The following is a 24,586-nucleotide window of genomic DNA, read 5'->3' on the forward strand; positions in this document are numbered from 1 at the left end:
TAGGGGACAGAGCCCTCGACGTGTCTGGAGGCAGCCATGCGCCGTGTCATCCGCTTCCGCGACCTCGGCCGGGAGGACGTCGGCCTGGTCGGCGGCAAGAACGCCTCGCTCGGCGAGCTGATCAACGGCCTCGGCCCCGCCGGGGTGCGAGTGCCGGACGGCTTCGCCACCACCGCCGACGCCTACCGCGAACTGCTCGACACCGGCGGCCTGCGCGAGCGGATCGCCGAGCAGGTCGAGCGGCTGCACGGGGGCGTCCCGCTGCCCGAGGTCGGCGCCGCGATCCGCTCCGCCGTCCTGGCCACCGCACTGCCCGCCCCGCTCGCCCGGGACGTCCTCGCGGCGTACGGGCAGCTCGCCCACGAAGCCGGGCGCGAGGACCCGGACGTCGCGGTGCGCAGCAGCGCCACCGCCGAGGACCTGCCGGAGGCGAGCTTCGCCGGCCAGCAGGAGACCTTCCTCAACGTCCGGGGCGCCGACGCCCTGCTGGACGCCTGCCGCCGCTGCTACGCCTCGCTGTTCACCCACCGGGCGATCGACTACCGGGAGCGGATGGGCTTCGACCACCTCTCCCTGGCCCTGTCGGTCGGGGTGCAGCTGATGGTGCGCTCCGATCTCGCGGGCGCGGGCGTGGCGTTCACCCTGGACACCGAGACCGGCTTCCCGGGGGTGGTGGTCATCAGCGCCGCCTGGGGGCTGGGCGAGACGGTGGTGAGCGGTCAGGTGGACCCGGACGAGTACACGGTGTTCAAACCGGTGCTCAAGGACCACCACCTCGACCCGGTGGTCCAGGTGCAGCTGGGCGCGAAGCGCCGCAAGGCCGTGTACGGCGAGGACGGCTCGACCGCGACGGTCGACACCGACGAGGACGAGCGGATCCGCGCGGTACTCGGCCAGGGCGACATCCGCACCCTCGCCGAGTGGGCGGTGGCCGTCGAGGAGCACTACGGCTGCCCGATGGACCTGGAGTGGGCCAAGGACGGCATCAGCGGGCAGCTGTTCCTCGTCCAGGCGCGCCCGGAGACCGTACAGTCCCGCCGGCACGGCGAGGTACTGCACCGCTTCCGGCTGACCGGTACGGGCGAGCGGCTGGTGGACGGCATCGCGGTGGGCGAGGCCGTCGGCGCCGGACCGGTGTGCGCGCTGGCCGAGCCGGTCGGGCTGGAGCGCTTCCCGCAGGGCGCCGTCCTGGTCACGGAGATCACCGACCCGGACTGGGAGCCGCTGATGAAGCGGGCGGCCGCGATCGTCACCGATCACGGCGGGCGCACCTCGCACGCCGCGATCGTCAGCCGGGAGCTGGGCGTACCGGCGGTGGTCGGCGCCGGCTCGGCTACCGGCGTGCTCACCGACGGGCGGGAGGTCACGGTCTCCTGCGCCGAGGGCGCCGAGGGCCACGTGTACGCGGGCCGGGTCGCCTACGAGGCGACCGAGACCGACCTCGGCTCGCTCCCGGCCACCCGGACCAAGGTGATGCTCAACCTGGCCGACCCCGGCGCCGCCTTCCGCTGGTGGCGCCTGCCGGCGGACGGCGTGGGCCTGGCCCGCACCGAGTTCGTGGTCGCCCACCAGGTCCGCGTCCACCCGATGGCGCTGGTCCACCCCGAGCGGCTGTCCGCCGAGGACCGGCGGCTGGCCGACGAGCTGACGTACGGCTACCCGGACCGCACCGACTACTTCGTCGACGGGCTCGCCCACGGCGTGGCCCGGATCGCCGCCTCCCGCTGGCCGGACCCGGTGGTGGTGCGCACCAGCGACTTCAAGACCAACGAGTACGCCCGACTGGTCGGCGGCGCGCCCTTCGAACCGACCGAGGCCAACCCGATGATCGGCTGGCGCGGCGCGAGCCGCTACTACGACCCCGGCTACCGCGAGGGCTTCGCCCTGGAGTGCCAGGCGCTGCGCCGGGCCCGGGACGAACTCGGGCTGACCAACGTCGTGGTGATGATCCCGTTCTGCCGCACCCCGCAGGAGGCCGACCGGGTCCTCGCCGTGATGGGCGACAACGGGCTCGCCCGAGGCACGAACGGCCTGCGGGTGTACGTCATGGCGGAGATCCCGGCGAACATCCTGCTCGCCGAGCAGTTCGCCGAACGCTTCGACGGCTTCTCGATCGGCAGCAACGACCTCACCCAGCTCACCCTGGGCGTCGACCGCGACTCGGGCCTGCTCGCCCACCTCTTCGACGAGCGCGACCCGGCCGTCACCCGCAGCATCGAATCCCTGATCGCGACCGCCCACGCGGCCGACCGCCACGTCGGCCTCTGCGGCCAACGCCCCAGCAACGACCCGGACTTCACCCGCTTCCTGGTCCAGGCCGGGATCGACTCCATCTCCGTCACCCCGGACAGCTTCGCCGCCGTGAAGCACTCGGTGGCCTCGGCCGAGGCGGCGAGCTGACGGCGCCGCCCCGCCCTCAGGCCTGGCCCCCGTTCCGGGCCGGACGCGGCGGACTGCCGCGCGGCCCAGGAGATCGCGGGCTGAAAGGCTGGGCCCACCGGCCCGCCGGCCCGGCCCGATCGGCCCTGCCACGCCCGGTCGTCGGCGGCCGACGATGAAGGTGGTCAAGGCTCCGCACAGAGTCGGTGACGGCGCCGGCCGGGGCCGACGAAGGAGTCTGCGATGAACGGCTTCGAAACCCGCCGCCCCGTGATCGTGGGCGTCGACCGCTCCGAAGCGAGCCACTGGGCCGTGCGCTGGGCCGCGGACGAAGCGGCCGGGCGCCATCTGCCGCTGCGGCTGTTGCACGCGCAGGAGTGGCCGGTCGACCGGGGCACCGACGTGGCGGACCACCCTTGGGCGATCGGCCTGCGGGCCGCCGGGGAGGCGGTGCTGGACACCGCCCGGATGCTGGCCGACGAGCGGCACCCGGGGCTGGAGATCACGTCCGAGCTGGCCGAGGGCCGGCCGGTGCGCGTGCTGCGCGAGGCCGCCGACGAGGCCGCGCAACTGGTGCTCGGCGTCCGCCGGTTGAGCGAGGCGCACTCCGCCCTGCCGACCGGCTCCAAGGGCGCCTCGTTGGCCGGCCACCTGGACTGCCCGCTCGCCCTCGTCCCCGAACCCGCCGACGGCGTCTCCGGCCCGGGGCCGGTCGTGGTCGGGGTGGACGGCTCGCCGGCGTCCCGGGCCGCGATCGGCTTCGCCTTCGAGGAGGCCGCGATCGGCGGCACCGACGTGCTGGCCGTGGAGGTCCGGCGCCCGGCCGAGGCGGGCCGGCCCGAGTTGATCGAGGAGTCCCTGACGGACCTGTCCGAGGCGCTGGCCGGCTTTCGGGAGAAGTACCCGGACGTCCGGGTCCGGCGCGAGGTGCTCACCGGCTCCCCCGCCCCGATGCTGGCCACCGTGGCCACCCGCGCCCGCTGCCTGGTCATCGGCAGCCGGGGCCTGGGCGGCTTCCGCGGCCTGCTGTTCGGCTCCACCGGCCGCGCCCTGGTGCACCGCTGCACCGTGCCGCTGGTGATCGTCCGGAACGGCGCCCCGGTCTGACCACGGAGGTCGTCATGAAGACCGTCCACGAACGCGTCACGACGTCCGGCCCCGGCGACCTCGGCCGCCGGGTGGCCCACCGCCGTACCCGGCTCGGCCTCACCCGCGAACTGGTGGCCGAGCGCGGCGGCCTGGACGCCGGATTCGTCGCATACCTGGAGACCCACCCCGTCCCGGTCGGCGCCACCACCCTCACCCGGCTCGCCGACGCGCTCGACACCACCGTCACCGACCTGCTCGGCGGCGGACGCGAGGTGCCGTCCGGCCAGGCCCTCGCCAACTCCCGGGTGAGGCTCGAGGAGTTGGACCCGGCGGCCTGCTGGACCAGGCTCAGCTCCGGTGGCGTCGGCCGGGTGATCCTGACGGCGCCGCGCGGCTTGGTGGCGCTGCCCGTCAACTACCGGGTGCTGGACGCCACCATCCTCTACCGCACCGCCGAGGACGGCACCCTCGCCCGCACCGATGGCAGCGAAGTCGCCTTCGAGGTCGACCAGTTGGACGAGGTGTTCGCCACCGGCTGGAGCGTGCTGGTGAACGGCACGGTCTCGGTCGTCTCCGACCAGGAACTCGTGCACTGGTTCGAGCGGCACGCCGACCCCCACCCCTGGGCGGGCGGCACCCGGGACACCTGGATGCGCATCCGGCCCACCGGGATCAGCGGCCGGATCATCCGTCCCGACGGCCCGCCGGTCCTCGACTCCGGCCTGGGGGAGGAATCCCCACGATGAACGCGGAACCGCACGTCCTCGTGGTCGGCGGCGGCTTCGCCGGGCTGGAGACGGCCTTCGGGCTGCGCCACCTGCTCGGCGACGGCGTCCGGCTGTCGCTCGCCGCCGACCGGGAGGACTTCCTGTTCAAGCCCAACACCATCTACCTGCCGTTCGGCGGTGCCGAGGACCCGCTCCACATTCCCCTGCGCCGGCCGTTGTTCCGGCGCCACATCGCCTTCCACCAGGGCACGGTGGCCGAGGTCGATCCGGACGCCCTGGCGGTGGAACTCGTCGACGGCACCCGGCTGCGCGGCGACTTCCTCGTCCTCGCCACCGGCGCCGCGATGCGCCCGCAGGAGGTGCCCGGCCTGGCCGAACACGCCCGGACGGTGTGGACCCCGCGCCAGATGCACTCGCTCGGACGGCGGTTCCAGGAACTCAAGGAGGCCGCCGGGGCCGGGCAGCACCGCCGGGTGCTGTTCCTCGTCCCACCGGGCAACAAGTGCGCCGGGCCGCTGTACGAGATCGCGTTCATGCTCGACACCTGGCTGCGCCGAGCGCGGCTGCGCCCGTCCGTCCACCTGACCTGGAGCACCTACGAGTCCGGCTACGTCCAGGCCTTCGGGCCGAGGCTGCACCAGGTCGTGGAGCGGGAGTTCGCCGCCCGGGGCATCGAGGGGCACACCTCGGCCGTGGTGGAGAAGGTCGGCCACGACGAGGTCCGCTACGCCGACGGCTCCGTCCACCCCTACGACCTGCTCGTCGCCTTCCCGCCGTACGCCGCCGCCGTGGACTACCACGGCCTGCCCCGCGACGACCGGGGCTTCCTGCAGACCCTCTCCATCACCCGGCAGGTCCACGGCCACCCGCAGGTCTACGCCCCCGGCGACGCCGGCGACTTCCCGGTCAAGCAGGCCTTCCTCGCCTTCCTCCAGGCCCACGCGGTGGCCGAGCACATCACCACGGTGATCGACCCGACGCTGCTGGCGCAGCCGCGCCCCTTCGAGCCGATCAGCATGTGCGTCATGGAGATGCTCGACAAGGCGACCTTCGCCCAGGTACCGCTGGAGGAGACCGGCGACCCCACCTGCCCGGTGCGCGTCGCGGCCGACGCGGGCGACCGCTACCGCGTCGGCACCTCGCCCGTGTGGCGCTTCGGCAAGAAGGCCCTCGGCGTCTACCTCCCCGTGCGGTTCCGCGCGGGCCGCCCCTTCCACAGCGGCCGCCCGTGGCAGGCGATGCAACTGGCGCTCGACGGGATGTCACGCACCCTCGCCTCCGGGTCGGACTGACCGGGAGGCGGCGACGAACCTCCATGCCGGGATCCTGGCAGATCCCGGCATGGAGGGCACCGGCCTTCCCGAGCGACGCCCCGACGGAGCGGACCCCGACGGAGCTGCCACTACCCCGCCGCCGTCGGCGGGTCGAGGACGTCCTCCACCCGGCGGCGCGGGCTGGCGGCACCGGGCGGGCCGTAGCCGAGCCGCAGCACCAGCTGAACGTGGGCCGGTCCGTCGACGGGGTCGCGCAGGCGCCAGCGGGTGTCGGGGATCTCGACGGCCTGGTGCAGGACGGAGGCCCGCAGGCCGTGGACGGTCGCGAGCAGCCAGACCCGTTCCATCGCCTGACCGGTGCGCAGCCAGTCGGCCTGGCGGTCGAAGTGGGTGGTGAGGGTGGCGAGTTGGGGCAGGGCCTCGAAGCGTGCGGCCGGAGTGGTGTGGCGCGGCGGGTGGCCGGCGAAGCCGCGCATCGGGACGCGGGCGTCGCGGTCGTGCGAGCCGAGGGCGGCGAGCGGGATGCCGTCGCAGGAGGGTTCGAGGCGCAGCCAGCGGCGGGTCTCGGCCTCGCGGGTGACGTCGGCGGCGATCCGGGCCTCGGCCTCGGAGGTCAGTGCCAGCACCCGGCGCACCCCGTGCTCCTCCAGCAGGGTGAGGGTGACGTCCTCCTCCCGGGCGGCCGCGATGAGGTCGCCGACGAGCGCCTCGGGGACGTCCCGGTTGGCGAACGGGTGGCGGCTGGAGTGGCGTTGGGTGAGGGCCGGATAGAGGTCGGCACCGAAGGGCCGCGACGTACGGGCCGGTGCGGAGAGGTCGAGCACGGCTCGCGGCTGGGTGCCCTCCCCTGCGGGGAACAGCCGGACGGCGACCTCGCGGCCGAGGTGCGCGGCGGCCACCCGCAGATTGAACAGGGCGGCGCCGATCGAGATGTGCAGTGCCCGTCCGTCGGGGTCGGCGGCCGGGACGGCGCGGGTCAGGTCGGCGTGGACCTCCATGCCGAGCAGGTCGGGGGTGGCGCGGAAGTGCCAGGGCTGGCTGTTGTGCAGCGAGGGCGCGAGGCCTCCGGCCTCGGCCAGCAGCTGCAGATCGGCGGTGGAGAGGGCGGTTTCGGTGGCGGTCATGGTGGTTCACTCCCTGCTCCCGGCGGGGAGCGCCGGTGATTCGAGCATCCGCCGCGTCGGCGGTGCCTGGCGAGGGCCCAACGGCCCTGGGCCCACCGGCCGAGCGGCCTCGGGTTCCGAGGGCTCCGAGGGCTCCGAGGGCTCCGAGGGCTCCGAGGGCTCCGAGCAGCATCGGGTTCCGAGGGTTCAGTGGCCGGCCGGGCCCCGGCCCCACCCCGGACCGCTCCCGCCGGCCCGGCCGATGGGGCCCAGTGGAGGGCCGATCGGCCCTGCCGCCGGCACGCCCGGCGGCGGTCTGCTGGGTACTGGAAGCCTGGTGATCCTGCCGGGCCCGGAACATCCGGAGGCAGCGCCGTGCTGACCGACGAGCCCCGCACCACCACTCAGCAGCTGATGCACACTGCCTGCGGGCGGACCCTCGCGGTCTCCCGCTTCACCCCGGAGGTCCTGCCTGACAGCGGCCGCGTCGTCCTCGACACGCTCTGCGAACCGTACGACACGGACCAGGTCTGGGTCTCGCTCACCCCGGCCGAGGCCCGGCAGCTGGCCGGGATGCTGCTCCGCCAGGCCGCCGCGGTCGACCGCCCCCGGACCGCGCGACCCGGGCGGATCGAGGTCGACCCGGTGGCGGGCGACCTGTACGCCATCGGCGTCCGCTCGCACAGCCTGGCCGTCGACCAGCCCACCGACGCGGGTGGCGCGGACGCGGCGCCGACCCCGGTCGAGCTGTGCGCCTCCGCCCTGGCCTCCTGCACCGCCCACTACGCCGGCGGCTACCTCGACCGGCACGACCTCAGCCGCGGCGGCCTCCACGTCTCCGCCGACTACACCATGGCCCAGGACCGCCCGGCCCGGATCGCCTCGGTGTCCATCGAGGTCACCGCCCCCGGCCTGCCGCCCGAACGGGAGGCGGGTCTGCTCGCGGTCGTCCGCCATTGCACGGTGAAGAACACGCTCGACCGCCCGCCGGACGTCAGGGTCTCGTTGAACGGCATCCGAAGGGCGGGCGCGTCATGAAGGCCGGAGACCTGATGACCACACCGCCGGTCACCGTGGGACCCACCACGACGGCCTTCCAGGCCGCGCAGGTCATGGAGCAGGAGGCGGTCGGCTGCGTGCTCGTCACCGACCACGGCCGACTGCGGGGCATCCTGACGGACCGCGACCTCACCGTTCGCGGGCTCGCGCACGGTCCCCGCCCCGCCCAGCCGGTCGGGGACCTCATGACCACCCCGGTCACCACCGTGGACGCCGGCGACGACCTCGACACCGCGTACCGCACCTTCCGCAACGCCGGCGTCCGGCGCCTCCCCGTCCTCGACGACGGCCGCCCGGTCGGCATGCTGACCGTCGACGACCTGCTGCGCGACGTCGTGGAGCGCTTGGTCGACCTACTGATCCCGGTGTCGCGCAGCGCACTGCGCGAAACCACCGTCTGACCGCACCACGCCGAAATCCGCACTCGGCCCGACCGGGAGAACCATGCGTCCCCTCGGTCGACGCCGGGTGCCCCCTGCTGGTCTCCCGAACCGACACCGGCGAGCAGGCCTCTCCGTATCCGTCCTCCAGGCCGCCGCCTACCTCCGCAGCCGGCTCCACCCCGGCGACACGGCCTGGCAGACCGCCCGCGAGGCGCTGGGAACCCGCCCGACCCGATCGGACGAGTCGAAACCAAGTAGGCCACCCGGACGCACGGCATTGGGGCCAGGGCCGCACCGGGCGAGGACGACCCCGCCCCGCATAAGGTTTTCTTCGGGTTCTCGAATCTCCCCTTCTGAAATCGTCATCATGAGTAACATTGCACTCACCCTGTGAAATTTCACAGTCTGAAATATGCCCACGGCACATAACAATGAGATAACAGTGGACTAGACCACTGAAGCCGCAGAACGACAAGTCACCTTCGACCACTGCCCGTTGACGCTCGACGTGCGCCGTCTATGCGCGTAGCCGCAACTCGGCCCGGACTTCTCCGTTCCGGTTGTGACGTGGCTCTGCCAGACTCCCCCGCATTCGGCTTCACCTAACGGGGAGTGAGATCTGACGCATGAGCAGACACCGCAGGAAATCACGTCGGGCGGCCGTGACGGCCATCGCCACCGTGCTGGCCGCCGCGGCCGCGCTGGGCATCGGTGCCGTGGCCCAGGCAGGTCTGGTCAAGGGAACCGTCATCGGAGGGCAGGGGAACTACAGCACCGTCAACGAGCGTGTGCTGGCCTCCCTCTCGGCTCGGATCTCCGGCCAGGCCGCGCCGGGCGACCGCATCCCGATGATCTGCCGGACCACGGGGGACACCGTCGAGAACGACAACCGCTGGATCTGGTCCGGCGCCTACTACATCGCCGACGCCTTCATCAGCGAGGACACCGGGAACCTGCCGCTGTGCAGCTCGACCCGGCCCACCAGCTGGACGGCACTCGACATCACCATGCAGAAGCAGGTCCAGGACGAGTGGTGCTGGGACGCCTCCGGCCTGACGGTCGCCACCTACTGGGGTTACAACCAGTACAACCAGTACGACTTCTGCCGCCTCGCCCAGCAGGGCCGCTGGCTGGACTGCAACGACCGGCCCGCCACGCTCGACGACATGGCCAACGGCCTGTCCGCCATGGGCTTCCGCAACAGCGGCTACGACCTGAACCGCAACGCCTCGTTCAGCGAGGTCACCAACGAGATAGCCAACGGGCGTCCGTTCGCGGTGCGCATCGGCTGGACCTCGGGCGGCGGGCACATGAACGTCATCTACGGCTACGACAGCACCAGCAACATGATCGCGGTGGGCGATCCGTGGCCCAGCACCCAGACGTACACCTGGTGGAACTTCAACACCTACGCCAGCAACGGCTCGTTCCAGTGGACCCACTCGCGGGTCGGCATCCACGCGTGAGGAGACAACCAACCATGAGGACCCTGAAGGCGGTTGCGCTCACCGCCGCCGCACTCGTGAGCGTCGGAGCCGCCACCACGACAGCCCGGGCCGACAGCGGGGCCGACGTCCCCGACTACGGCGCCGCTCAGCAGGTACTGCGCTCCGGACAGACCCACGACACCGTCTCCCGCTTCCTCGGCGCCGCGAGGACGGCGACCGCGCCCGGAGCCGGGACCGGCGCCGACGGCGGCGGTGCGGGCAGCCGGCCGAACACCCCCAACGCAGTCGCCGCGCCACCGTCGTTCCAGTTCAGGGACCCGGTCCCGATGTACGAGCTGTCGGTGGACTTCGTGGCCGGCAAGGCCCAGCCGACACCGCAGAACGCGCTCAGGCTGTCCTACCTCGCCTCGCGGGTGAGCGCGGCCGACGGTCACCAGGCCACCGTACTGCTCGCCCCGCCGGACAAGGGCCGCAGCTGGGGACTGGCGGGCATCCAGGACGGCGACAACGAGCTCAAGCTCGCCGAAGGCACCACCGCCGACGCCCGCACCTTCACCGAGCCGCAGATCCACGCCTGGTACCGGCTCACCGCGAGCGGCGACGTCGAGCCGCTCAACAGCGAGGCCACCACGGGCCTCGGCGGCAGGCACAGCCTCCCGCTGGCCGCCTACCAGAAGCTGGTGACCGGCCGGTACGCGGACAAGCTCCCCGGATCCGGTTACGACCGGAACGGGCTCGCCGGAGGGTTCGGGCTGTTCGACGGCACGGGGACAGCAGCCGGGGCACCGGCCCCGACACCGCCCCAGGTCCTGCCCGAGGCACGGCCGGGGACGCAGGGTCCGACGTCCTCGTCGGCCTCCGCCGATCAGTCGTCCGCGACGTCATGGCAGCTGCCGGCGGCCGGCGCCGCCGTGCTGGCCGGTGCCGCGGGGCTCTGCCTTCGCCTGCGCCGTCGTGGCCGCGGCGCACCCACGAACTGACACCCGAACGGCGCACACGCACGAGGCACCGGGCGACGGCCAACACGCCTTCGAGCGCCCGGTGCCTCGTGCTCCCCGACCAGTCGATCAGGCCCCACGCCTTGGTGGAACCGTTGGTCCCGTGCTCCGGCCCGCGGGTGTCTCCGCAGGCCGGAGCCCGGCTGCCGGACCACGTCGATGAAGCTCATCACGCCCGGCCGTTCACCGCTTTCGATCGCGGCGTCCGGCTCGGGCTGTTCCGGTCTCCGAGTCCGGTTCCGATGGGCGGCGCTGGGCTCCGGCCACCCACCAGCCAACCAGGACGACGAGCGCTCCCACGCCGATCCTGATCAGCACGCTCAGCACGGACTCGTGCGAGTGGTGCGCCACCCATTCCCAGATCAGGTAGGCGAGGACGGCGGCGAGGAGCACGACGACGCCCGCGAGGCGCCGTCCCACCCTGTGGGCTCCCTCAGCCGGCGACTGTGACGCGGGATCGTTCGTCGAGGGTTTCCCGTCGGGCCTCGTCGGTGGTGGCGGCGCGGACCTGACCAGCAGGGCCGATGCGGAGGCCCCGGCCAGCAGCAGGAGGGCTCCGGCGAGCGTGAACGCGGCGGGCAGGCCGGGCACGAAGAGGGCGCAGGCCAGGAGCACCCCGCCGGCGGCGATGACGAGTTCCACCGTGTTGGCACCGAACCCGCTCCGGCGGGTCAGGAAGGTGACCATCCCCCAGACGGTCAGGGTGTAGCCGCGGAAGGCCGCGAGGAGCGTGCCGACCAGCTTGATCTTGTGAAGGTTGAACGCCGAGTTGGGCTCCGGTGCGGTCGCGGTGTTGACGGCGACCGATGCTGCCTGGGAGACCGTGCGGGCGAAGGTGTCGCTACCCGCGTCCCCGGCGATCAGCTCCCCACCGATCTGATAGGTCTCAGCCCACAGGTCCCACAGGGCCTGGGTCGGGAGAACGCCCCCGGCAGCGTCCTTCTTCCGCGTGTTGTAGAGGTTCAGCCAGCCGCTTTCGCCGCGGGTACGGTCCCTGCTCGGCTCACCGTTGATCGAGATGGCCAGCGCCTCGATGTCCTCCCTGAGGATGTCGGTCTGAGCCGCCTGGGTGATCACCTCGATGCACGCCTGCAGCCCGGCCGCGTCGACCGCGGCCCCAGGCGGTCCGGTCCGGTTCGAGTCCCGCGTCCAGCGCCTCCACCTCGGCGTGTTCAGGTGAACGACGGTGACGATGCTTTCCAGGAATGTCCTGCACTGCGCCTCACGTTCCTCCCACTTGGCCTCCAGCCAGCTGCGATCGTCGCCGTCCGACCTGGTGTACAGGGCGCATTCGCGGACGGCGTCGAGCAGTTCGGCCGCGCGTTCGGGCGAGCTGGCCCCGCTGTCCGCCGTGACCACGGCGCACCGCCTGAGCTGGTCGGACGAGAGCAGCATGCGCACGATGTGCTCCGCGCCGTCCATCCGCCCGCGCAGCCAGTCGTTGACCCTCCAGGACGGACGGTAGAACGCACCGAAGTGGTGGAGTTGCCTGCCCGTCAGCAGATCCGGATCCTTGGCCGAGAACTGGACCAGCTCCACCTCCTGCTCGACGTCCTGGCTGGCGCCGGAGAAGGAGAGCTGTACGACGTCGAGCCGGAGCATCCGCCGCAGCACCTCGTGCTCGGGCGGAAGTCCGCGCCACGGCACCCGCGCCGCTCTTGCCGGCCCCCTCGCCGGGCCGAACAGGTAGTCGTGGAGGGCTCTGAGCCGTTCGCTCTCCTGGCGGTCGGATTCGGCCGGCCACGGAATCCGGGCGACGGCAGCGATGTCCGAGGCGCAGCCGTGCAGCACCCCGGCCACCGCACGGGCCCGTTCGTACTGCCACTGACGGTCTTCCTGGCGCGTCCATCCCTTGAGGATCTCGTCGAGCCACGTCTCCAGCTCGTCCTTGTTCGTCGCCGTCCCTGATCCGGGCTTCGATCCGGGCTTCGCCTTGCGGCTCGGCATCTTCGACGCGGGCGCGTGGGCCCAGTAGTCGTCGAGCCTGCGCCGCTCCTGCTGGATCTCCTCCAGTGTGGAGTTCAGCCTGTGCCGGGCAGCGATGACCTTCCGGCGCTGATCGGTATTCATCGGCGCCAGCAGGACCGCCCGCCTCAGCACGTCGACGGCCATGTCCGCCAGCCGCTCGACGGTGGTCACGCCCCAGTCCCACTCGCTGCCCGCCCGGTTCAGGGCTCGGTCCAAGGGGCCGGCGGGGATGAACGAAGCGGCCTGGCCGCGGTCCCGCCACAGCAGCCCTCGCAGCACGTCGACCAGCTCGCTCCGACTCCACCTGTCCCGCTGCGCCGGCTGCCCCGCGGCGATGAGTCCTGCGATGATCCGGGCGGCAAGGTCGATGCGGACTTCGATGTATCCGCTCCAGGCCGGCTTCGACAGGTCCCCGGTGGCGCCTGTCATGGCTGCCCCGAGACGGTCCCTGACCCGACGTCGAAGGCGCACCGCCTCGTTGTTGCCACGGATTTCGGCGAGTTCACGCGACACCGAGTCGGTCGACCGCAGCCGGGTGAACACGCCGAGCACGGCATCCCGGGCCTGCGGGCGGTTCTTCTTGCCCGGCAGGGTCGTCGTCTCGCCCGGATCGGGCACGACGTAGGCGAGCACGCGACGGACCTGGATTCCCGCGGGCTGCCGGTACACCGCCTCCAACGCCGGGCGGATGGGCTTGTTGAGCAGCACACCGCCGTCGAGGACGTACTGCGACTGGCGGAAGTTGGCACCGCCGGCGGATGACGGCCACGGTCCGTCCCCGGCGGTGGTTGATGCCTCCACATCGACCCAGTGCGGCTCGAACGCCCCGGGGAACGAGGAGGTGCACCGGGCCGCGCTCGCCAGCTTCTTCACGACACCGTCGACATCGCCGTCGACGGCCAGGTCGCCGAGGGCGGGTCTGCCGGCGACGGGCTTGGCGAACCTGAAGGTCGCGTCGTGGTCCACCTCGGTGATCCCCACCCCCAGGTCGTCGGTGAACGACGTCGTCCGGCCCTCCCACAGGGTGCCGGTGAGAATGAGTTCGACCGGGTGGCCGTAGCTGTCCGCGGCTCCTTGATCGGCGGACGTGGGGGGCTGGGTGTCGAGGATCCCGTCGAGGGCCTGCTCGAGTCTCGGGAAGAAGTAACCGTCCCCCTGCAGGAGGGACGGCGGGTCCTTGTCGAGTGGACTGCGCAGCAGCTTCTCCAGGCTGCCGTGATCGCGCCACAGGTCCCGCAGGCCACGGAGGTCCCGATTGCGTGCGAGACCGAGGGCCAGGAAAGCGCCGTTGATCCCGCCCGCCGATGTCCCGGCGATGACGTCCACTCGCGCATCGGCCTGCAGCAATCCGAGCAACGGCTCGTAGACCGACCGCTGCCAGCGGCGCGCCATCGCGAGGTGGTGCAGCTCCAGCGTCACACCACTCATCCAGATGGCAAGGCTCACACCGCCGTTCAGCACAACGGCGAGGCGGATTTCCTGGTCGAAGGCATCTCCTTCCGCGGAATTCCCGGAATTTGGATATTCATTCGCTGTGTTCACCGCACCGCCTCCATCGGCTTCCCGCGCCCTGCGTACCGGACCTGGCGTAAGCAGTCTGATCCACGGTCGGCAAAGTCCGCAAAATGTCAACAAGATTGTTGGCGAATCAACAGATTCGCCCCGGCCTGAGCGCACAGCCCGCACCATGTCACGCATGTCACGCATTCGGCTCTCCCCGGTAGCGCCATGCACCGGAGGATGGTGAACTCGGGTTGTCGATGCCGCTGGGAGCGCAGCCGTGAGCGCGGCGTGAGCACATTCGGAAAGTCCGGGCGGGGAAGAACGGCGACCTGCCGTCCCGGTCGGCGGCGATCGCCACGGCAACCTCGTCCGTCAACGTCGCGCTGACCGTCCTCGCGCGGGAGCCGTCACGATGAACGCACCGCGGCGGAGGCCGCAGGCCCCATCCTCGGCTGCGCCCAACTCGCCTGACGCGCAGCGGAGTCTCAACTCCGCTGTCGTCGGATCAGGAGAGCGCGGAGGGCCGCGGGCGGCAGGCCTGGCCGAAGGCCGGTGCCGCGGGTTGCTGTTTCGAGGCCGGCGGCGAGGCCGCGGCCCTCAACTCCGTCGCCCCGGCCTTCCACGGCCAGGCGACCGAGGAGCGCCGGCACCGGCGGCTCCAATCGAACCGAGGAGGCCAGGATGGCCAAGCAGCCCACCCCGCAAGGCAAACCGCAGACGACTGGCTCTACCGACCGGCCCGAGCCCGCGTTCTTCCTGCGGGCGTACGAGCAGCTGGCGCTTCTCGTCGACCACAAGATCGGCTGGGACCGCCTGCCCAGGCCGCTCGGCCTGGCGATCTTGTACGGCCTGCGGAACCTGCTGCGTCGCAAGAACCTCTTCGACACCACCGGCTTCCCGGCGACGAACCTGCCGCGGATCGAGCCACGCCGGGCCAATGACACCACCGAGCGCTCGGCCGACGGCACCTACAACGACTTCGCGAACCCACGGATGGGGATGGCCGGTTCGCGCTTCGGCCGCAATGTGCCGCCCGGACGGACCTTTCCGGAGATCAGGCCCCAGATCCTCTCGCCGAGCCCCCGCGAGGTGAGCCGCGCGCTGCTCACCCGCGACGAGTTCGTGCCCGCCACGACGGTCAACTCGCTGGTCGCCACCTGGATCCAGTTCATGATCCGGGACTGGTTCAGCCATGGGCAGGGCACCATGGAGGATCCGTGGACCATCGAGCTGCTGGAGGACGATCCATGGCCGGTCCGCCCGATGGTGGTGCCGCGGACCATCCCGGACCCGACCAGGCAGCCGGGCGACGGCCTCCCTCCCACCTTCATCAACCAGGACACCCACTGGTGGGACGCCTCCCAGCTCTACGGCGACAGTCTGGAGGCGCAGCGGCGGCTGCGTAGCCATGACGGCGGAAAGCTGCGGGAGCCCCTCAACGGGGCGGCGATCCCCGACGACCAGGGACAGGATCCGGCGAACACACCGGGATTCTGGCTGGGCCTGGCGATGATGCAGCGTCTGTTCATTCTCGAGCACAACGCCATCTGCGACCGGCTGCGCGACGACTACCCGCGGTGGACGGACGAACAGCTCTTCCAACGAGCCCGGCTGATCAACGCCGCCCTCATCGCCAAGATCCACACGGTCGAGTGGACCCCGGCGGTCATCAGCCACCCGACCACCGTCGCCGCGCTGCGGGCCAACTGGTACGGCCTCCAGGGCGAGCGGCTGCGTCGGCTCCTGGGCCGGCTCAGCGGCAACGAGGTGATCAGCGGGATCGTCGGCGGCAGGACGGACCACTTCGGCGTCCCCTACGCGCTCACCGAGGAGTTCACTGCGGTCTACCGGATGCACCCGCTGATCCGCGACGACTGGACCTTCCGCTCCGCCGGCGACGACACGCTGCTGCAGGAGGCGACATTCCGGGACCTGGCCGGGCCGCACGCCTACGAGCTCCTGGCGAAGCACTCGCTGACCGACCTCTTCTACTCGTTCGGCACGGCCCACCCGGGGCTGGTGACACTGCACAACTACCCCAGGTTCCTCCAGGAGTTCGAGCGACCCGACGGTAAGCGCGTCGACCTGGGCGCCGTCGACATCCTGCGCATCCGGGAGATCGGTGTGCCCAGGTACAACGAGTTCCGGCGCCTGCTCCACCTCAAACCCGCCAAGGACTTCGAGTCGCTGACACCGGACCCCGCATGGGCCAGGGAGCTGAGTCGGATCTACGAAGGCGACATCGAGCGCGTGGATCTGATGGTCGGCATGTTCGCCGAACGCCGCCCCGAGGGCTTCGCGTTCAGCGACACCGCCTTCCGCATCTTCATCCTGATGGCCTCGCGCCGTCTGAACAGCGACCGGTTCCTCACCAAGGACTACAGCCCCCAGGTGTACACCCCCATCGGTCTCGACTGGGTCGAGAACAACACCATGGCCTCCGTGCTGCTGCGCCACTTCCCGGATCTGCGTCCGGCGATGTCCTCGGTGACCAACGCGTTCACCCCCTGGCAGAGCACCGGGGTCTGCGCGGATCGGTGATCGCCTCCCACGGGATCGCCGCCTGATCGCCGAGTACCCGTGGTGGGTGGCACGAGTACCTGTGGCCGCTACTGCAGGATGCCGACCGCCCTCGCCACCACCAGCACCACCGTGATCAGCGACACCGCCGACTGCGTCATCATCAGCAGCTTCGCCCAGACCGACAGCGGCATGGTGTCCGTCGGGCTGAAGGCGCAGGCATTGGTGAACGCCACGTACAAGTAGTCCGGGTAGGAGGGCTCCCAGCCCGGCTCCGCGATGCCCTCCTGCTGCATCTGCGGGAAGAGGAAGTCGGGGTACGACTTCACCCCCTGGGCGCGGGCCGCCGGGCCGCCTCGGTCCCACTCCCAGTACCAGAGCGAAAAGGCGATGATGTTGGTCGCCCAGACCGCGCCGCCGGTACCGAGCAGCGCCAGCGCGCCCGGTGCGGCAGAAGTGTGGATCAGGTCGCGCACCAGCTTCACCGCCGACCAGCCGTTGGCCAGGCTGATCACCGCCACCAGGGCCAGGCTCAGCATGCGCAGCAACCGCGACGTCTGGTCGATGCACTTGTGCGGGTTGAGGACCACCAGGGCCACCAGCAGCGCCAGCTCCAGGGCGGGCAGCATCCAATGCGGGTGGATGGTCAGACGGGTCGGCAGGGCCAGCTGCAGGCCCACGGCGGCCAGGATGGCCACCGAGACCGCCCAACGCTGCTCACCGAGAGTGACCGAGCGCCACGCCGGGCGCTCCGGCTTCTCGGGCTCCAGGAGCCGCTCGATCCGCTCCAACCTGCGGTGCAGCGCCTCGGAGAGCTGCGCCGGGGCATGATGTTCGTGCTCAGTCATGGCGCACAGTGTGTCAGGTGTCCACTTTCACGATCACAGTGGTGTTGCCCGTGACCAGTTCTCTCCGCTCAGTGCCGGTGCGGCCGGAGCGTCGCTGGCTGCCGGCCCCTTGGCGCAGGCCGCGCCGCGCAGGCGTTCCGCGGTACGCCACGTGACGCTCGTCCACGGTGCCTACGCGGACGGCTCCTCCTGGTCGAAGGTGATCCCGCTGCTCCAGGCGGCCGGCCTGGAGGTCATCACCGTTCAGAACCCGCTCACCTCGTTGCAGGACGACGTCCGACCTCGGCACAGAGCCATAACCCCCCGGGCGCGCCGCACGACGGGCGGCCGGCTGCCGCGCAGTGGGTTCAGTGCTCCTGGGCCGTCGGGCGCATCATGATCTCGTTGATCGCGGCGTGCGGCGGCTGGGTGACCATGAAGACGATGGAGCGGGCGATGTCCTCCGCCCGCAGCCAGGACTCCTGCGCCATGCCGCGGGCCGCGGCGAGTCCGGGACCGGTCGCCATGCGCGTCGAGGTCAGCCCCGGCTCGATCACGCCCACCCGGACACCGCGCCGGGTCACCTCCTGGCGCAGGACCTCGCTGAACGCGCACACCGCGTGCTTCGTCGCCGAGTACACGCCGTTGCCGCGGCGCACCACACGGCCCGCGGCCGAGCTGACGTTGACCAGGTCGGCGACCTCACGCGGGCCGATCGCCGCAGCACGCAGCAGATGCGGCAACGCCGCCTGCGACAGGTGCAGGACAGCCGTCAGGTTGAGGTCGACCATCCGGTCGACCTCCTCGGCGCCGACCTCCTCGACAGCCCCCATCGCGACGTAACCGGCGTTGTTCACCAGCACGTCCAGCCGCCCCAAGCGCTCGGCGACCTCCTCGACGGCCTCCCGGGCCCGTACGGTGTCACGCAGATCGGCGCTGATGACGGCGCACGAGCCGCCACGGGCCCGGATCGTGGCTGCCGGCTCCTCCAGCCTTTCGGCGCTGCGGGCCACCAGCGCCACCGCCGCCCCCTCCCGGGCCAGCGCCAGGGCAGTGGCAGCCCCGATACCGCTGGACGCACCCGTCACCAGCGCGACACACCCCGACAGCGCCACGTCGCTTCCGGCCACGGAGTTCCCCGCTCTTCCGGCGTCCGCACCCGGGACACCCATGCTGCCAGCCTGCATCAGCCGGCCTCGGACCGCCTCCCGCACGGCCCCGCACAGGTCGACCGCGACACCTGAAATGGCGGGGCCGACCCGTTCTGCATAGGCTCGAAGGGAATCCGCGCGTCTGCCTGGTCTTCCTGCGGCAGTGTTCGACAGCGGCGGCCGGCGTCCGATCCCGCCGCGCGAGGTTGCGCCGCTCCCGGTGCCGTCCTGGACGCGGACGGGGGCGCCGCGCCGTCGGTCGGTCGAGTTCGGTGGCGGTCCCTCGCGCGGTGATCGTCGTAAGGGAGATCGATTCCCGTGGATCTCAACACCATCACCGAAGTCATCCGCCGCCCGCCGGATCGACCGGGCGTGGACTGGCGCGAGGGCGACGCCTGGCTCGCCGGCGGAACGTGGCTGTTCTCCACGGAGCAGCCGGGCCTGCGTCGCCTGATCGACCTGACGGCGTTGCGTTGGGATGCCCTCGTGCCGAGCGACACGGGCCTCGAGATCGGCGCCACGTGCACCATCCGTGACCTGTATGCCTTCGTGCCGCCGGACGACTGGATCGCGGGCGCCCTTTTCGCGACGAGCTGCGACGCGTTCCTGGCCTCGTTCAAGGTGTGGAACTCGGCGACCGTCGGCGGCAACATCTGCATGTCCCTGCCGGCCGGCCCGATGATCACGCTGACGGTCGCCCTGGAGGCGACGTACGAACTGTGCGCCCCGGACGGGTCCGCGCGCGTCGTCGATGCCCTCGACTTCGTGACCGGCGACAACCAGAACGTCCTGACTCCCGGGGAAGTGCTGCGGCGCATCACCATTCCGGCGCGCGCGCTGAGGAAACGCACCACGCACCGACGCTTCACGCTGACCCGCCTCGGCCGATCGACGGTCTTCCTCATCGGCACTCAGACGCCCGGCACGAACGACCTGCTGCTCACCATCACGGCCGGCACCACACGGCCGGTGCGCCTCGCCTTCGACACCATGCCCGATGCCCGGACGCTGCGGCAGAGCATCGACGTCGTCCCCGCCGACGTCTGGTTCGCGGATCCCAACGGGACCCCCGATCACCGCCGTCACCTGACACAGCACTTCGCCGAAGAGATTCGTCGCGAACTCATGGATGGAAGCCCGGCGTGACCTACATCGTGAACGGCAGACGTTTCGACGAGGAACCGGACCCCGGCCAGTGCCTGCGCACCTTCCTTCGCTCACTCGGCCACTACGGCGTCAAGAAGGGCTGCGACGCGGGCGATTGCGGTGCGTGCACGGTGTGGTTGGACGGCAGCCCGATCCACAGCTGCATCACCCCCGCGTTCCGCGCGGACGGTCGTGAGGTGACGACGATCGAGGGCCTCGGATCACCGGGCGATCTGCATCCCGTGCAGCGGCAGTTCCGCGACGCGCCGGGATTCCAGTGCGGCTTCTGCACCGCAGGGATGATCATGACGTCGGCGACGTTCAGCGAGGCCCAGAAGGCGGACCTGCCACGGGCGTTGAAGGGCAATCTCTGCCGCTGCACCGGCTACCGGGCGATCGAGGACGCCCTGAAGGGCGTCAGCGGTGTCGAGACGGCCGCCCCGGGGAAGGCCGTGGGAACGAGTGTCGGCACACCGGCGGCCGACGACGTGGTCACCGGCCGCGCCGAGTTCACGATGGACACCCGCATCGACGGCATGCTGCACCTCAAGGTGCTGCACTCGCCGCACGCGCACGCCCGGATCGTCTCGATCGACAAGAGCGCCGCACTCGCGGTTCCCGGCGTTCATCGCGTCTACACCTGGGAGGACGTGCCGCGCAGGCGTTTCACCACGGCGATCCACACCGACCATCTCGTCGATCCGGACGACACCTTCATCCTCGACGACACGGTCCGCTTCGTCGGCCAGCGGGTCGTCGCGGTCCTGGCCGACACGGTCGGGGCCGCGGAGGAGGGCTGCCGGCGGGTCGCCGTCGAGTACGAGGAGCTGCCGGCGGTCTTCGACCCCGAGGAGGCGATGGCCGAGGGGGCGCCGCAGCTGCACGGCTCGCACGACCCCTTCGTCCGCGATCCCGTGCGCAACATCCTGCTGGAGCTCCATGCGCACATCGGCGATGTCGACGCGGGGTTCGCCGACGCCGACGTGATCCACGAGGGCACGTACTCCTCACCGCGCGTGCAGCAAGCGCATCTCGAAACCCACGGCTCGATCGCCTGGATGGAGGACGGCCGTCTGAACGTCCGTACCAGTTCGCAGTCGCCGTCGATCGCGAAGGTCAAACTCGCCTACCTGTTCGCGCTGCGCCCGGACCAGCTCCGCGTGTTCTGCAAGCGCGTGGGCGGCGCCTTCGGCGGCAAGCAGGAGGTGTTCTCGGAGGATCTGGTCGCGCTCGCCACCCTGGACACCGGGCGGCCCGTCTGCTTCGAGTACACCCGCGAGGAGGAGTTCACCACGGCCTCGCCCCGGCATCCGATGACGCTGACGGTCAAGCTCGGCGCGAAGGCGGACGGAACGCTCACGGCCTTCCAGGTCCGCAACGTGTCGAACACCGGCGCCTACGGCAACCACGGCGGCGAGACGCTGTACGCGGGTGGCGCGGCCGGCATGATCTACCGCTGTCCCAACAAGAAGTACGACGCCTTCGCCGTCTACACGAACACCGTTCCGAGCGGGGCGCTGCGCGGTTACGGGATGACGCAGCCGGCGTTCGCCGTGGAGTCGGCGATGGACGAACTGGCACGCGCCCTGCACCTCGATCCGCTCGAACTGCGGCGCCGCAACATCGTGCGACCGGGTGATCCGCTCGTCGCCCTGGACGACGGTCCCAGCGACGTGCTGTCCACCGAGGACGGGCTCGCGAAGTGCATCGACCTCGTGGACGGCGCCCTGGTCCGTACGGCCGATCAGCCGCCCCCCGGCCCCGGGTGGCTCGTCGGGGTCGGCGTGGCGAGTTCCCTGCACGAGACCGCGCCCCCGACCGAGCACATCTCGGAGGCCTGGGTCACGCTCGGCGACGACCTCAGGTACGAGCTGGCCGTGGGAACGGTCGAGTTCGGCCAGGGCACCCCCACCGCCCATGTCCAGATCGCGGCCAACCAGCTGGGCACGACGCCGTCGCGGATCCGCCTGGTGCAGTCCGACACCGACCGCACGGGATTCGACACCGGCGCCTTCGCGAGCGCGGGCCTCTTCGTGGCGGGCAACGCGGTGCTTCGAGCGGCCAACGCCGTACGCGACCGGATCCTGGAATTCGCCGCCGCTCACACGGGCGTCCATGTCGTGCTGTGCTCGATGGACGACGACGGCGTCGTGTGCGGCGACCGGCGGGTGTCGTTGGCCGAGCTCGTCGCCCTGGCCCGCGCGCGCGGAATCCGCTTCACCGCCGCCCGCAAGGCCTACGGCTCCCCCCGAAGCGTCGCCTCCAACACGCAGGGCTTCCGCATCGCCGTCCACCGGGTGACGGGCGAGATCCGCATCCTCTACAGCGTCCAGGCGACCGACGCCGGCGACATCATCAACCCCGCGCAGGTCCGGGGACAGGTGGAGGGCGGTGTCGCACAGGGCGTCGGCTTCACGCTGACCGAGAACTACCTCGTCGACGCCGATGGCGTCATGGTCAACCCGAACTTCCGCAACTACCGCATCCCCGCCTACGCCGATGTGCCCCGTACCGACGTGCTCACGGTGGCCTCCTCGGACTCGGTCGGGCCGATGCGCTCGAAGGGGATCGCGGAGTGCTGCATCAATCCGGTGGCCCCCGCGTTGGCGAACGCGCTCCACGACGCCACGGGTGTCCGGTTCCGCGCGCTGCCCCTGACCCCGGAGCGGATCTACCGCCGGCTCAACGAGAGCCGGTCGGTGCCAGCGGCCTGAGCACATGAACACGGACAGGCACCCGGACAGCGGCCGGCACGAGGACACCGCGGCGACGGCGATCATCGGCCAGAAGGTCCTGCCCGGGCTGGAGCGCGAGTACGAGACGTGGCAGGAGGACGTCAACGCCGCCGCCGCCGGCTACGCCGGGTTCCTCAGCGCCGAGATCTCCCCACCGACGCCCCGGCAACCCGACTGGGTCGTCGTCTACCGGTTCGACTCGATCGCCCACATGCAGGTGTGGATCAACAGCGCGACCCGGCAGCGTTTCCTCGATGCCGGCAGCAAGTACTTCGACGGCCCGGCGACCCAGCAGGTCGTCACCGGCGGCACCCGAAAAGCGGATCCGCTGGTGACCGTGGTGGTCACCCACCGGGTCCACCCGCGCCGCGTCGGCGACTTCCTGGCCTGGCAGGACCGCATGGGCCAGGCGGAGAGCGCGTTCGAAGGCTTCCGCGGAACCGAGCTGTTCCGCCCGGTCGAGGGACTTCAGGACGAGTGGACCACGCTGTACCGGTTCGACACCGCCGAGCACCTCGACGCCTGGCTGACGTCGGCCAGGCGGCGGGAACTCCTCGCCGAGGGCGAGGAGTTCAGCTCCTTCGAACTGCGCACGATCGACAACTCGTTCGGCAGCTGGTTCGCCTTCGAAGGCGACCGGCGGCAAGCGCCGCCCCCCTCGGAAACCAAGACCGCCGTGGCGGTCTGGGTCGGCCTGTACCCGACCGTGGTGCTGCTGACGCTCGTCCTGTCGCCGCTGAGAATGCCGCTCTGGCTCGGGCTGCTGGTGGGCAACCTGCTGTCGAGCTTCATCATGAGCTTCTTCACGATGCCCTACTACGTGAACCCGCTGCTCAGGCGGTGGCTGCGGCCGTCACCGGACGAACCCTCGGCGAGGACCAACCTCGTCGGCCTCGGCATCGTCGCTGCGGTGATCGCGTTCTGGGCCGTCGTCTTCTACCTCGTGACGACCCGGTTCTGGTCGCTGCCCTGACCTGCGGAGACCGGGCGCGGCTGCAGCCGGCTGGAGGTGACCGGCTCCGACATCGAGCACCAGTGGAGCGAAGGGTCGGAGCGCGGCGTGGCTGCGTTGGCCGGCGGCCCGGTGGTGCTGAGGTGGGCCGCCGTGACGAGAATGCTAGACCCGCGCGTCAACGGTGGCCAGGGCTTTGAGCTGCAATCTTTCGGCCGCGGACATGCCATGTACGGCGGGGCGGGGCGGGTCCTCGGGAGCGGCGACGGCGATCCGTACGGTCGGTGGCCGCGACGGCTGGGAAACGGCACGAGGGCCTGGGTCCGCGCACGTCGCGCGGGCCCAGGCCCTCGTGGGGCACCCCGGTGGTCCCTGTCCGGCCCCCGAGGCACGGGGGATGGTCGGCTCAGTACCAGTGGTGGGTCTGCCAGAACGCCCAGGCGGCGTTGGGGCTGCCGTAGCGGGAGTTCATGTAGTCCAGCGCCCACTTGATCTGGGTGCTCGGGTTGGTCTTCCAGTCCGCGCCGGCCGAGGCCATCTTGGAGGCCGGCAGGGCCTGGCCGAGGCCGTAGGAGCCCGAGCTCGGGTTGGTCGCGGTGACGCTCCAGCCGGACTCGTGGGAGATGATCTGGCTGAACGAGGCCAGCTGGTCCGCCGGCACCATCTGCGCGGCGATCGCCTGCGGGGAGGCATCGGCTGCCGAGGCCACGGTGGGGACCACGGCGGCACCCAGGGCGGTCAGACCGGCGGCGCCGGCGAAAATCGCGGCGGAGGTGCGCATACGGAGCTTGAAAGCGGGCATGTAGAGCAAGACCTCAATCGGGTTGGGCCACAGTCACGCCCCGTCTCGACCGTGGCCGGACAGGGGCCGAACGGTCGCGGGGTGTGACTCGGCGGTGAGCCGTTCACCGGAGGGACAGGAGCCGGTGCGGCTGGCGATGAATGCAAAGTTGCCAGAGCGGATCGCCGGTCGCCAAGCCCCCTTCGCTACGATCCGCGGTCGTAGCCGAGGAGGTTGGTACCGGCACGAGGGGCGGGCCGCCCGGAGCGCGCCGGTCCCCGCCGATCCCTCCCGGCCTGCGCAAACGCTCCTCGAACGCCCGCCAAATAGTCTCAAAATGGCCCAAAACGGACACTACTATTCGTCCTCGTCCACCCCGTCCAGGTGTGAGCGCACTCACGGCACAGACCCCGGCGACATCACCGACCGACCCATCGCCACCACGCTGGGTCAACGCCGGGCGACCGCCATTGAGACCGCCACCACACTCGGCCCGTCCTGGACGAGGGCTCTGGGGTGGGTTGGCGGGGCGGGGCTACTGG

Annotated in this window: 17 protein-coding genes; 12 read left to right on the top strand and 5 right to left on the bottom strand. The window is 71.3% G+C overall.

What is annotated here, in order from left to right:
* Positions 1-36: 36 nt before the first annotated feature.
* The 4 genes from ppsA (at position 37) to O1G21_RS02895 (ending at position 5,488) form a co-directional block, all read left to right on the top strand.
* Complete coding sequence (ppsA, locus tag O1G21_RS02880) at positions 37-2,400, top strand: phosphoenolpyruvate synthase (RefSeq protein WP_270140461.1); 2,364 nt, start codon at positions 37-39, stop codon at positions 2,398-2,400.
* A 222-nt stretch (positions 2,401-2,622) separates the two neighbouring features.
* Positions 2,623-3,486, top strand: a complete 864-nt coding sequence (locus O1G21_RS02885) for a universal stress protein (protein WP_270140463.1) — start codon at positions 2,623-2,625, stop codon at positions 3,484-3,486.
* Between the two features lie 14 nt (positions 3,487-3,500).
* The gene (locus tag O1G21_RS02890) at positions 3,501-4,214 is read left to right on the top strand and encodes a helix-turn-helix domain-containing protein (RefSeq protein WP_270140464.1); all 714 of its coding nucleotides are present in this window, start codon (positions 3,501-3,503) and stop codon (positions 4,212-4,214) included.
* Positions 4,211-5,488: an NAD(P)/FAD-dependent oxidoreductase gene (locus tag O1G21_RS02895; RefSeq protein WP_270140466.1), complete on the top strand. Its 1,278-nt coding sequence runs from the start codon at positions 4,211-4,213 to the stop codon at positions 5,486-5,488. The genes O1G21_RS02890 and O1G21_RS02895 overlap by 4 nt, the downstream gene beginning before the upstream one ends.
* A 110-nt stretch (positions 5,489-5,598) precedes the next feature.
* On the opposite strand, the gene O1G21_RS02900 is transcribed toward O1G21_RS02895, so the two are convergent.
* A complete protein-coding gene (locus tag O1G21_RS02900; RefSeq protein ID WP_270140468.1) occupies positions 5,599-6,594 on the bottom strand; it encodes an Acg family FMN-binding oxidoreductase in 996 nt (331 codons plus the stop codon).
* Positions 6,595-6,948: 354 nt separating this feature from the next.
* On the opposite strand from O1G21_RS02900, the gene O1G21_RS02905 reads away from it, so the two are divergent.
* The 4 genes from O1G21_RS02905 (at position 6,949) to O1G21_RS02920 (ending at position 10,443) form a co-directional block, all read left to right on the top strand.
* Positions 6,949-7,611 (top strand): OsmC family protein, encoded by a 663-nt coding sequence (locus O1G21_RS02905; RefSeq protein WP_270140470.1) that lies wholly within the window; start codon positions 6,949-6,951, stop codon positions 7,609-7,611.
* Positions 7,612-7,625: 14 nt separating this feature from the next.
* Positions 7,626-8,033, top strand: coding sequence for a CBS domain-containing protein (locus O1G21_RS02910; protein WP_270140471.1), 408 nt, complete (start codon positions 7,626-7,628; stop codon positions 8,031-8,033).
* A gap of 608 nt (positions 8,034-8,641) precedes the next feature.
* On the top strand, positions 8,642-9,481 hold the full coding sequence (locus tag O1G21_RS02915; protein ID WP_270140472.1) for a papain-like cysteine protease family protein: 840 nt from the start codon (positions 8,642-8,644) through the stop codon (positions 9,479-9,481).
* A gap of 14 nt (positions 9,482-9,495) precedes the next feature.
* Positions 9,496-10,443, top strand: a complete 948-nt coding sequence (locus O1G21_RS02920) for a hypothetical protein (protein WP_270140473.1) — start codon at positions 9,496-9,498, stop codon at positions 10,441-10,443.
* Between the two features lie 201 nt (positions 10,444-10,644).
* On the opposite strand, the gene O1G21_RS02925 is transcribed toward O1G21_RS02920, so the two are convergent.
* Positions 10,645-14,136, bottom strand: a complete 3,492-nt coding sequence (locus tag O1G21_RS02925) for a patatin-like protein (RefSeq protein ID WP_270140475.1) — start codon at positions 14,134-14,136, stop codon at positions 10,645-10,647.
* 477 nt (positions 14,137-14,613) lie between these two features.
* Between O1G21_RS02925 and O1G21_RS02930 the strand changes: the two genes are divergently transcribed.
* Positions 14,614-16,473: a peroxidase family protein gene (locus O1G21_RS02930; protein ID WP_270140477.1), complete on the top strand. Its 1,860-nt coding sequence runs from the start codon at positions 14,614-14,616 to the stop codon at positions 16,471-16,473.
* A 68-nt stretch (positions 16,474-16,541) separates the two neighbouring features.
* Here the strand turns inward: O1G21_RS02930 and O1G21_RS02935 are convergent, their stop codons facing one another.
* Complete coding sequence (locus tag O1G21_RS02935; RefSeq protein WP_270140478.1) at positions 16,542-17,300, bottom strand: hypothetical protein; 759 nt, start codon at positions 17,298-17,300, stop codon at positions 16,542-16,544.
* 347 nt (positions 17,301-17,647) lie between these two features.
* On the bottom strand, positions 17,648-18,409 hold the full coding sequence (locus tag O1G21_RS02940) for an SDR family oxidoreductase (protein ID WP_270140480.1): 762 nt from the start codon (positions 18,407-18,409) through the stop codon (positions 17,648-17,650).
* Positions 18,410-18,748: 339 nt separating this feature from the next.
* On the opposite strand from O1G21_RS02940, the gene O1G21_RS02945 reads away from it, so the two are divergent.
* The 3 genes from O1G21_RS02945 to O1G21_RS02955 are packed head-to-tail and all read left to right on the top strand — an operon-like array spanning position 18,749 to position 23,284.
* Entirely contained in the window at positions 18,749-19,576 is an 828-nt protein-coding gene (locus tag O1G21_RS02945) for an FAD binding domain-containing protein (protein WP_270140482.1), read from the top strand.
* Positions 19,573-22,290: a molybdopterin-dependent oxidoreductase gene (locus O1G21_RS02950; RefSeq protein ID WP_270140483.1), complete on the top strand. Its 2,718-nt coding sequence runs from the start codon at positions 19,573-19,575 to the stop codon at positions 22,288-22,290. Before O1G21_RS02945 ends, O1G21_RS02950 begins: the two co-directional genes overlap by 4 nt.
* A 4-nt stretch (positions 22,291-22,294) precedes the next feature.
* A complete protein-coding gene (locus O1G21_RS02955) occupies positions 22,295-23,284 on the top strand; it encodes an antibiotic biosynthesis monooxygenase (RefSeq protein WP_270140484.1) in 990 nt (329 codons plus the stop codon).
* Between the two features lie 385 nt (positions 23,285-23,669).
* Here O1G21_RS02955 and O1G21_RS02960 read toward each other — a convergent pair whose 3' ends face one another.
* The gene (locus tag O1G21_RS02960) at positions 23,670-24,065 is read right to left on the bottom strand and encodes an aggregation-promoting factor C-terminal-like domain-containing protein (protein WP_270140486.1); all 396 of its coding nucleotides are present in this window, start codon (positions 24,063-24,065) and stop codon (positions 23,670-23,672) included.
* Positions 24,066-24,586 lie beyond the last annotated feature (521 nt).

It is taken from the genome of Kitasatospora cathayae (assembly GCF_027627435.1).
Classification (GTDB): domain Bacteria; phylum Actinomycetota; class Actinomycetes; order Streptomycetales; family Streptomycetaceae; genus Kitasatospora; species Kitasatospora cathayae.

What these genes read in the sequence shown, in the direction of transcription:
- ppsA (WP_270140461.1), top strand. Translation starts at nt 37, where the DNA reads ATGCGCCGTGTCATCCGCTTCCGCGACCTCGGCCGGGAGGACGTCGGC.
- O1G21_RS02885 (WP_270140463.1), top strand. Translation starts at nt 2,623, where the DNA reads ATGAACGGCTTCGAAACCCGCCGCCCCGTGATCGTGGGCGTCGACCGC.
- O1G21_RS02890 (WP_270140464.1), top strand. Translation starts at nt 3,501, where the DNA reads ATGAAGACCGTCCACGAACGCGTCACGACGTCCGGCCCCGGCGACCTC.
- O1G21_RS02895 (WP_270140466.1), top strand. Translation starts at nt 4,211, where the DNA reads ATGAACGCGGAACCGCACGTCCTCGTGGTCGGCGGCGGCTTCGCCGGG.
- O1G21_RS02900 (WP_270140468.1), bottom strand. Translation starts at nt 6,594, where the DNA reads ATGACCGCCACCGAAACCGCCCTCTCCACCGCCGATCTGCAGCTGCTG.
- O1G21_RS02910 (WP_270140471.1), top strand. Translation starts at nt 7,626, where the DNA reads ATGACCACACCGCCGGTCACCGTGGGACCCACCACGACGGCCTTCCAG.
- O1G21_RS02915 (WP_270140472.1), top strand. Translation starts at nt 8,642, where the DNA reads ATGAGCAGACACCGCAGGAAATCACGTCGGGCGGCCGTGACGGCCATC.
- O1G21_RS02920 (WP_270140473.1), top strand. Translation starts at nt 9,496, where the DNA reads ATGAGGACCCTGAAGGCGGTTGCGCTCACCGCCGCCGCACTCGTGAGC.
- O1G21_RS02925 (WP_270140475.1), bottom strand. Translation starts at nt 14,136, where the DNA reads ATGCGTGACATGCGTGACATGGTGCGGGCTGTGCGCTCAGGCCGGGGC.
- O1G21_RS02930 (WP_270140477.1), top strand. Translation starts at nt 14,614, where the DNA reads ATGGCCAAGCAGCCCACCCCGCAAGGCAAACCGCAGACGACTGGCTCT.
- O1G21_RS02935 (WP_270140478.1), bottom strand. Translation starts at nt 17,300, where the DNA reads ATGACTGAGCACGAACATCATGCCCCGGCGCAGCTCTCCGAGGCGCTG.
- O1G21_RS02955 (WP_270140484.1), top strand. Translation starts at nt 22,295, where the DNA reads ATGAACACGGACAGGCACCCGGACAGCGGCCGGCACGAGGACACCGCG.
- O1G21_RS02960 (WP_270140486.1), bottom strand. Translation starts at nt 24,065, where the DNA reads ATGCCCGCTTTCAAGCTCCGTATGCGCACCTCCGCCGCGATTTTCGCC.